This window comes from Clostridium polynesiense (genome assembly GCF_000820705.1).
Classification (GTDB): domain Bacteria; phylum Bacillota; class Clostridia; order Clostridiales; family Clostridiaceae; genus Clostridium_AA; species Clostridium_AA polynesiense.
The window spans coordinates 1-7,171 of the sequence record NZ_CCXI01000094.1 but is presented as its reverse complement, the minus strand read 5'-3'; the positions used below and the strand labels follow the sequence as shown (position 1 = coordinate 7,171).

At 34.3% G+C, this 7,171-nt stretch carries 8 protein-coding genes and 1 pseudogene; 7 read left to right on the top strand and 2 right to left on the bottom strand.

The genetic code is table 11. The features are described 5' to 3' along the window. From TA89_RS08725 to TA89_RS08695, 7 genes are all read left to right on the top strand, one after another. Window positions 1-890, top strand: an 890-nt coding sequence (locus TA89_RS08725; RefSeq protein WP_040212585.1) for a family 4 glycosyl hydrolase, incomplete at its 5' end; no start/stop codon positions are given. 22 nt (window positions 891-912) lie between these two features. Further along, window positions 913-1,221, top strand: a complete 309-nt coding sequence (locus TA89_RS08720; protein ID WP_040212583.1) for a PTS sugar transporter subunit IIA — start codon at window positions 913-915, stop codon at window positions 1,219-1,221. 6 nt (window positions 1,222-1,227) lie between these two features. Further along, entirely contained in the window at window positions 1,228-1,524 is a 297-nt protein-coding gene (locus tag TA89_RS08715; protein ID WP_040212581.1) for a hypothetical protein, read from the top strand. 27 nt (window positions 1,525-1,551) lie between these two features. Then, window positions 1,552-4,206, top strand: a complete 2,655-nt coding sequence (locus tag TA89_RS08710; protein WP_040212588.1) for a sigma-54-dependent transcriptional regulator — start codon at window positions 1,552-1,554, stop codon at window positions 4,204-4,206. A 9-nt stretch (window positions 4,207-4,215) separates the two neighbouring features. Next, window positions 4,216-5,304: a DUF871 domain-containing protein gene (locus tag TA89_RS08705; RefSeq protein WP_040212579.1), complete on the top strand. Its 1,089-nt coding sequence runs from the start codon at window positions 4,216-4,218 to the stop codon at window positions 5,302-5,304. Between the two features lie 50 nt (window positions 5,305-5,354). Further along, complete coding sequence (locus TA89_RS08700; protein ID WP_040212576.1) at window positions 5,355-6,257, top strand: N-acetylglucosamine kinase; 903 nt, start codon at window positions 5,355-5,357, stop codon at window positions 6,255-6,257. Window positions 6,258-6,448: 191 nt separating this feature from the next. Beyond that, window positions 6,449-6,751, top strand: a complete 303-nt coding sequence (locus tag TA89_RS08695; RefSeq protein WP_040212575.1) for a hypothetical protein — start codon at window positions 6,449-6,451, stop codon at window positions 6,749-6,751. A gap of 49 nt (window positions 6,752-6,800) precedes the next feature. Here TA89_RS08695 and TA89_RS18010 read toward each other — a convergent pair whose 3' ends face one another. Both TA89_RS18010 and TA89_RS08690 read right to left on the bottom strand, forming a co-directional pair. Beyond that, on the bottom strand, window positions 6,801-6,959 hold the full coding sequence (locus TA89_RS18010) for a rubredoxin (RefSeq protein WP_082023893.1): 159 nt from the start codon (window positions 6,957-6,959) through the stop codon (window positions 6,801-6,803). Beyond that, window positions 6,956-7,171, bottom strand: a pseudogene (locus TA89_RS08690) (iron-sulfur cluster scaffold-like protein); the annotation flags it as partial. The gene TA89_RS18010 and the pseudogene TA89_RS08690, both read right to left, overlap by 4 nt.

Below are 7,171 nucleotides of genomic sequence, written 5' to 3'. Positions count from 1 at the left end.
CGTGGCTGATTAATTTTACTAATCCTTCCGGGCTGGTAACTGAGGCTGTTAATAAGTATACTAATATTAAGTGCATCGGGCTATGCAACGTTCCTATACACATGAAGATGGATATAGCAGCTATGCTTGAAGCTGACAGCAAAGATATTTTTGTTGAATTTGCAGGATTAAACCATCTGCTTTGGGGAACAAAAGTATTTTTAAAGGGTGAAAATGTAACCTCCAAAGTAATTGAAAAGCTCCTTGACGGAGCCAGCTTAAGTATGAAAAATATTGCGGATTTAAAATGGGATCCGGACTTTTTAAGAGCCCTTAACATGATTCCATCACCTTATCATAGATATTTCTATATGACTGACAAGCTTCTTGAGGAAGAAAAGGAAGCGGCAAAGGAAGGCGGAAAGGGTACCAGAGCAGAGATAGTTAAGGCTGTGGAAGAAAGACTCTTTGAGATGTATAAGGATGAAAACCTTCAGGAAAAACCAAAAGAATTAGAAAAAAGAGGCGGTGCCTACTATTCAGATGCTGCAGTATCTCTAATAAGTGCTATTTATAATGATAAAAAAGAAATCCATACTGTAAATACTGTAAATAATGGGACTATTAAAGAGCTTCCAAAAGACAGCATAATTGAAACTAACTGTTTAGTGGATAGAAGAGGGGTAACACCTTTAAATATAGATGAATTACCTGCAGAGGTTATAGGACTATTACAGGCAGTGAAGTCCTATGAAATAAATGCGGCAGAAGCGGCGGTTAAAGGGGATAAAAACAAAGCTATATTGGCTTTAGCAACTCATCCGTTAGTACCGTCAGCATCTACAGCAGTAAAATTGGTAAATGAGTTATTAGAAATCAATAAGGAATATTTACCGCAGTTTAATAATTAAGTTATATACGGAGGGACTTATAATGCTAGAAGCAGAAATTTTCGAAATAATATCCCATGGAGGAGATGCCAGAGGGTATGCATATGAGGCTTTAAAGGCAGCGAGAGAAGGAGACGCACAGGCAGCGGAAGAGCTGCTTGCGAAAGCTCAGGAGGAGCTGGATATAGCTCACAATACTCAAACTAAACTAATACAGGCTGAAATTAACGGGGAAGATTTGAAAATGACACTATTAATGGTTCATGCACAGGACCAGCTCATGACAGCAATATCTGAAAAATCTTTAATAGAGCAGATGGTAGCTATGTGCAAAGAGTTTAAAAGGGAGTAATTGATTATGTATACTGTGTTTTATATCTTAGGAACAATTTTATTTATTTTGTTTTCAGTAAACTTAACTAAAAAAATAACTAAGAAGTATAAAATAAACAGATGGGTATTAGGATTTCTGTCACCTTTCGTTATTCTTGTCCCTGTGTTTTTGTTTGATGAACTACCGGGTTTTGTATGGAGAATACTTTTGATTATATTCTCAGTCATGTGTATAATGTTTTTTGAAATAACACGGCAAATGGTAGAAAAAAACGAGCTTAAAGGAGTTGCAAAGTTCCAGCCTAAAAAGAAGGATAAGTGATGGTGATTAGCTTTGAAACATGAGCATGTGTACAAAACTTTACTTAAGATATGTGAAAAACAGAGTGTTCAGGGTGAAGTAGTTGGTATTAGTGCAGGTGAACTGGCAAAACTTCTTAACATGAAGCGGCCTAACGTGGTTAGGGAGCTCACCAAGCTGATTAGCAAGGAACTAATTGCAAAAAAGGAAGGAAGACCTGTACTTTATTATACTGTAGATAAAGGAGAAAAAGACTTAAACGCTCAGACTACGGTATTATTAGAAGCGCAAAATGACTTCTTTGACAATCTTACAGGAAAAGATAGCAGCTTGAAGCATCAGATATCACTAGCTAAAGCTGCTATCGTTTATCCTCCTAATGGACTTCATACACTAATAGTAGGAGAAACTGGTGTAGGAAAATCTTTTTTTGCAAAATGCATGTTTAAGTATGCATTGGAGATAAAAAGGGTAAAGGATGAAAACAGATTTGCGGTATTTAACTGTGCTGATTATGCTAATAACCCTCAGCTCCTGGTATCACATCTTTTTGGTGTGAAAAAGGGAGCTTATACCGGTGCTTCTGAGGATAAAGAGGGAATAATAGAAAAAAGCAGAGATGGAGTGCTCTTTCTTGACGAAATACACCGTCTGCCTCCTGAAGGGCAGGAAATGCTGTTTACATTGATAGACTACGGTTATTATGTTCCCTTAGGCAGTGTTAAGGAAGTTCCTATAACAGTTATGATTATCTGTGCAACTACAGAAAATACAGACTCAACATTATTGAGAACCTTTAAAAGAAGGATACCTGTTACCATTTCTCTTCCACCACTTCGTGAGCGAAACTTAGAGGAGAGGCTTCAGCTTATTAAGAATTTTTTAGAAGAAGAATCTAATAGAATTCATAAAGGAATAGAAATCGATAGTCAGGCTCTTACAGCTCTTTTAAATTATGAATGCCTTAACAACATAGGGCAGCTGAAAAGTGATATACAAATTGCCTGTGCTAAAGCATTTTTAAGGAGCATGATGAAGCAGGAAGATGTTTATATACGAACAGAGGACTTCAGTGAGGAAGTAAAAAAAGGTCTTCTTGCAGCTAAGAAGGTGAAAGCAGAGGACTATTTGAATCTTAACATTCACAGCAGCCTCACAAACGGAAATGATACAAATGAAGATGATAAATACGATTTATCAAATAACATATATGATTTTATAGAAGACAGGTCAAAATATCTTCACAGTTCAGGCCTTGACAGCAATGCTATCACTGATAAGATATCTGAAGAAATTGAAACTTATATAAGCAGATATTTAAGCAACTTAGAACCTAGGGATCAAGAAGACGATATAAAGCTTATTATAAATAATGAGCTGTATGATTTTCTCAAGGCGTTTATGCACTTGGCTGCTTTTAAATTGGAAAGGAAGCTGTCTAAGAATACTTTTATGGGATTATTAATACATTTGGATACCTTTTTTATACGGGCAAAGGAAGGAAAACTTATAGAAAATCCTAAGCTCAATAGTATAAGGAGACAGTATCCAAAAGAGTTTAAAGTTGCAATGCTCCTTGCTGAAAAGGTAGAAGAAAAATACAACATAGATGTGCCTATGGATGAAATAGGATTTATAACTATGTTTTTTGCTGCTGATATACAGGATAAACAGGGCAGAGTAGCGGTAATAGTTGCCATGCATGGGAGCAGTACAGCAACCTCCATGGCTGAAGTTGCAAATCAGCTTTTAAATACAAAGCATGCAAAAGCCTTTGATTTACCTCTTTCCATGAAGCCAGAAGAAGGATTGGACAATATAAAAGAAATGGTAAAGAAGTATGATGAAGGAAGAGGAGCCTTAATATTAGTGGATATGGGTTCTTTAAAATTTTTTGGACAAGTAATAGAAGAAACCACAGGAATAAGAACCATGGCCATAGATATGGTAAGTACACCTATGGTTATTGAAGCAACAAGAAAGGCTTTAATAAATCAAAACCTTGAAGAAATAGCAGAATCCGTAGACTTAGAAAGCAGATATTTAGGGAAGTTCAGCGAAGATGCCGGAGTGAAAAAAGATAAAGTGATAATAACGGCATGTTCCACTGGACATGGAACAGCAGAAAAGCTTAAGGAACTTATATATAAAAAGTATCCTCAGGATGAATATAAGGTTATAAACCTTTCTATAAAGGATAAGGAAAAGTTTATAGATGCAGTAAATGGAATAAAGAAGACTTCAAATGTTATTTCCATAATAAGCGCTTTTAAAGTAGAGATTCCGGGAATAGAATACTATCCTTTAGATGAATTTCTAAAGCATTATGCTCCAACCCCTAAAGAAAACAGAGAACTTTTTAAGAATATGGAGATAGTTTTTAAAGAACACCTGGAAATTCCTCAGGGCAAGGAGATATTGAAGGAATTTTACACAATACTTCAGAGTATAGCATATAGACACGGACTACACTTTGATATTGAAAAAACTAACGGTATATTGATGCATTTCGGATGCTTGACAGAAAGGATAATAAATAATGCCGAAACTCCAAAATGTGAAAATTTAAATGCCATACTTTCAAGGCACTTTGAATTATATGAGTATTTAAGCAGTAGGCTTAAAAATATAGAAGACAGCATACTAATTAAATACAGCGATGATGATATATGTAACCTTATAGAAATATTAGTAAGTGAATAGGAGGAAACTATGAGTAAATTAGGAATATCCCTCTACCCAATGCATTCCTCTGTGGAAAGAGATATGCACTATATAGATTTGGCGGCTAAGTATGGCTTCAAAAGAGTGTTCACCTGCCTCTTATCCGTAGATGGAGACAAAGAATCTATTTTAAAAGGATTTAAAAAAACAGTGAGTTATGCAAATTCAAAAGGGATGGAAGTTATAGTAGATATAAGTCCCAGGATATTTAATGAGCTTAAAATAAGCTATAATGATTTATCCTTTTTTCATGAAATGGGAGCCTATGGAGTCAGGCTGGACATGGGGTTTACAGGAAATGAAGAAGCAATAATGACTTTTAATCCATATGATTTAAAAATTGAAGTGAATATGAGCAATGTTACAAGATATCTGGATAACATTATGAGCTTTAAGCCCAATAAGGATAATCTTATTGGATGTCATAATTTTTATCCTCACCGTTATGCGGGATTATCTTATGAACACTTTATTAAAAGCAGCCAACAGTTTAAAGCTCACGGGCTAAGAACTGCAGCTTTTGTATCTTCAAATAATGCTGAATTTGGACCTTGGCCAATTATGGAAGGTTTACCTACTTTAGAAATTCATAGAAATCTTCCTATTGATGTACAAGCTAAGCACTTATTTGCTACAGGTTTAATAGACGATGTGATAATATCAAATTGTTATCCTTCAGAAGAAGAGATGAAAGCCTTATCTGAGGTCAACCCAAGCCTTTTGACTTTTAATGCTGAATTATATGATGGGGTAGATGAGCTTCAAAAAACAATAGTCTTTGATGAATTTCATTTCTATAGAGGAGATGTATCTGATTATTTAATAAGAAGTACTCAAAGCAGGGTTAAATTTAGAGGAAGAGATTTTAAGGCTTTTAACACAAGAGATATTAAAAGAGGAGATATACTTATTGAGAACAACCTTTACATGCAGTATGCAGGAGAATTGCAAATAGCATTAAAGGATATGGATAACTCAGGAAAGACTAATGTTGTTGGCAGAATAAAAGAGGATGAAATAATGCTATTAGACTATTTAGAACCACGGTCAAAATTTGCATTTAAATCATATAAATAAATAAAGCCAGCTTTTAGCTGGCTTTAAATTTCGTTCTTAGGAGGAGTACTATGAAGTATATAATAGGAATAGATGGTGGAGGGACAAAAACAGAAGCTGTCGCTTACGATTTAGAAGGAAATGAGCTGTATAAAGTTCAGGGGGGAGCTGGAAACCTTTCTTCAGATGCGGGATCCGCATTAAGTAACATACTTGATACTATAAATAAATGCAGGGATGAGCTTAAAGGGGATGAATGCGTATTTATTGCTTTAGGACTGGCTGGAGTGGAAAGCGGTAATAATAAGGAAATAGTTTATCAGGCTTTAAAAAAGGAATTTAATACTGAAATTAAAGTTATGAATGATGCTGATATTGCTTTAGCTGCATTGCTAAAAGGAGAAGATGGAATTCTTACTATAGCAGGGACAGGCTCCATATGCTATGGTATTCATAATAATAAAAGTGCAAGAGCAGGAGGATGGGGACACCTTATAGGAGATGAGGGATCAGGATATTATATAGCCATGGAAGCAATAAAGAATATGGCCTCCAGAGAGGATGATTTAATGCCTCTGGACAATTTATCCAATAATGTACTACAAGCTCTTTCCTTAAAAAGCCCTCAACAGATAAAGGGATTTGTCTATTCAAAAGGAAAAGCAGAAATAGCATCTCTTGCAACAGTGGTGGTTAAAACTGCTGAAAGCGGGGATAAAGCTTCTATAAATATTTTGAAAAATGCCGGAAGGGATTTAGCAAGGATAAGTTTACAGGTTTGTAATAAGCTTAATTTAAAATCAAATGTTAAAATAGGAATTATAGGGAGTGTTTTAAACAAGTGTACTATAGTAAAAAGCAGCTTTGAAAAAGAGCTTACGAAATCCTTAGATGGTTTTAAAATAATACATGGCAACACCTCTCCAACTTTAGGAGCTTACTATCTTTATAAACCTAAAAATGTCGAAAAATAAATAGATAAAAATAAAAAAGAGCTAAGGAAACTAACCTTTTAAGCTCTTTTATTTTATGTTTAAACAATTTGCAAAAATTATTAAGTATTTAAAATATCTTACAACAAGTGATAATATATATTTAATTATATTCTACAATATGCTACAATATATGATATATATAGCGAAATTTGTATATGTAAGGAGCAATTATGAAATCAATAGGAATATTAAAAAGAAAGTTAAAAGGAAAAGTAAACATATTTTTATCATTAGTTTTTGGACTAGCTTCCTGGGGAACTTTTAGATTTTTTTCTGATTTAAATACTATCACCATAATAGGTGGTAACAGCATAGCAGTGAAAATACTGGGAATAGAAATATTAAAATCAATTCCATCAGAGTCTGTATATCTATATAAAGCTGTGTTTTTTGTATTAAGTTTTATTTCTATTTGTATTGTTATCTATAACGTTTACAGATTTGTTAAAACCAATTTGGACAATGAAAAGTAAAAGCCTGAGATACTGAAATCTCAGACTTTATTTTTAATGTTAATATCAGTTACAGTTCTTCAAAACAATCCTTAGTTTCTCCGCAGATGGGGCAAAACCAATCTTCAGGAAGATCTTCAAAGGTAGTTCCTGCAGGAATTCCAAAAGAGGGATCTCCTATAGATGGATCGTATATATAACCGCATTCAACACAAACATATTTCTTCATCGGTTTTCTCCTGTTTTATTAATACTTTCTTTAAGGGTATGCCATGCAAGAACCGCACATTTTACTCTGGCAGGCATATTTGAAATGTTCTTTAAAACCACAGCATCACCTAAGGTTTCCAATTCTTCATCGGTTTTTTCTTCGCGCTTAATCATGCCAAGAAAGGTTTCAATAACTTCAAGAGCCTCATCTTTAGATTTCCCTTTAATAAG